The 2,091-nt window shown below is 39.2% G+C and carries 1 protein-coding gene and 1 pseudogene; both read left to right on the top strand.

The window, feature by feature from the left end; genetic code table 11:
* Positions 1–414: pseudogene (locus ACT3QP_RS14610) on the top strand (hypothetical protein); the annotation flags it as partial.
* A 432-nt stretch (positions 415–846) separates the two neighbouring features.
* Positions 847–2,031: a DUF6708 domain-containing protein gene (locus ACT3QP_RS14615; protein ID WP_442440094.1), complete on the top strand. Its 1,185-nt coding sequence runs from the start codon at positions 847–849 to the stop codon at positions 2,029–2,031.
* Positions 2,032–2,091 lie beyond the last annotated feature (60 nt).

Raw genomic sequence — 2,091 nt, forward strand, 5'->3', positions numbered from 1 at the left:
TCTTTATTTGCGTATCATCACGATTTCAATGATATGGAATATCCAGAAGACACTCTAAAGTTAGACTGGACGTTTATGATTGATATCCCTTTTTGGTTTTTAAAGCTGTTGGGCCGTCGTTTAGCCGTATTGACGTCTAGCACGCCGCATTTTCCTTTTGAGATAGAAGCCCAATGTGATGTAGATCCTAACGATAAATTTGACTTAAATAAAAACCCGCCGATACCAGCGCTCATGGAGCCTGCTACCTTGTTAGAAAAAGTGTTTTATGTCGTGATGATGGTAGTTGCAACGCTGGCCTCCTTATCGATACTCGCCATTATTATTGATATCATCGGTGCTGCGCGACCACATGGAGATTACCCAAGCTTCTTCAAGATACTGTGGGATTGGCTGTTATTTCGGTGGATCTAAATATCTGAAGATAGCTCTTAGCTTAAACAGTTAGACAGTGGCTTGAAAGGCATTGAAGTAGATGCGACAGAATAAATGAGGGACCGTTATTTAATATCGCTATTTGAATGTAAAACCGATACAGCCGGTATCACGGAATAGTTTCTTCAGGTTGCTATGGATCCATCCTTGATGTAGAAACTTCACCTGCGCTCATTTCTTTTCCTACTCGATCATAGCTTTCACCTTACGCTCGGTCTAACCAGTGCTTTGCTTTTTTATCCTCGCTCAGGATTCACATCAGGACTGTAAGGTTATAGAAATAGCAGGCGATGACCATATAGAAAATATTCAATGCCTGAAACGTGCTCTCAAGCTTGGTCACTTGAGCATACATTAGAGCAGTTTGATCGTGCTGTGGTGGGTGACGATATTGACCTACAGGATAATTAAATGATAGATATTAATGGTAGAAACCCCTTTGCAAAACTTAGTTATAAAGAAATAAATCAAAAATTCGGTGGTGATTTTGGTGTAGGTCTAGGCGGACGAGTTCAAGAGATTCAGGACTTTAAATGGCTAGATAAAACACACAATTATAACGTACCACTTTATCCTCAGCGTACCGTCGTACAGTTTAATTCAACTTATATGGAGCTAACAGGCCGTCAGGATAGAATACGAGGTGACGTCACGTTTGGCAGTTTGTTTTTTTTAGGACTAATATCAGGTGTCATTTACTTAGGTTTTGTCATACTGTATGACGAGTTCCTAACAGGCTCTTTTCTATTAGGGATATTAGCAAGTACCATAACGTTAGCCTTTATAGTTGCTTTTATTTATTTATTGGCTTTACTCTCAACGGAGCTATTCAGCTATACCTACCTTCCCATTCGTTTTAATCGAAAAACACGAAAGGTTTATGTTCGCCAAGCCAATCGCCAAGTACAAGTTTTTGATTGGGATGACCTAAAATTCTATATGGCCACTACCTACAAAGACGGTGGTGATGTACGTGGTATTACTTTAGCCGATGATGGTGTTACTATTACGGGGATGTTTAGCTTGCCGTTTGTTTATTTGAGTGCCAGCGACTATTTGGTTTACCATTTCGAGTTTGTTCGTCGATATATGGAAGGTAATGATAAGCAAATTGAAGAGGTCAAAAATGCTATACGCTATATTCATCCTGTACACAAAAATCGTGAAAATCCGTTAGAATCTTTTCAGAGAACTTTTATCGATTTATTGAATCCATATGATAATCTTGAGTATTCAAAACAAGCTTTTGAGCCAGATATCGGTACAGCAGCTATTTTAATTCCTACATGGCTACGTTACCTGGGACGCTTACTATCTATCAACACTAGCATCACCCCTAAGTTTAGCCCTGAGATTGAAGCTGAATGTCAGATAGATCCTAACGATCCGTATGACTTAAACAAAAACTTACCCGAAGGCAATATTGAAGCTGCCAATCAGCCAGTTTGGAAAAAGCTAGTATTTAGTTTCGCGCTTATTTTATTCGGTATCATCATGTTGTTCGTTTTTGCATTTTTTGTTGACATGATAGGGGCGATCAAGGGGTATGACACAGGGTTGGCCTATAAACTACTGTATTTGTTTCATTTAGTGTGATCGCTTAAATAAAAACAAGAAGGCTGTGAATGCAACTACGCGACGACTTTGCTACTCATA

The sequence above is a fragment of the Psychrobacter sp. AOP7-B1-24 genome (assembly GCF_052376215.1).
Taxonomy (GTDB): Bacteria; Pseudomonadota; Gammaproteobacteria; order Pseudomonadales; family Moraxellaceae; genus Psychrobacter.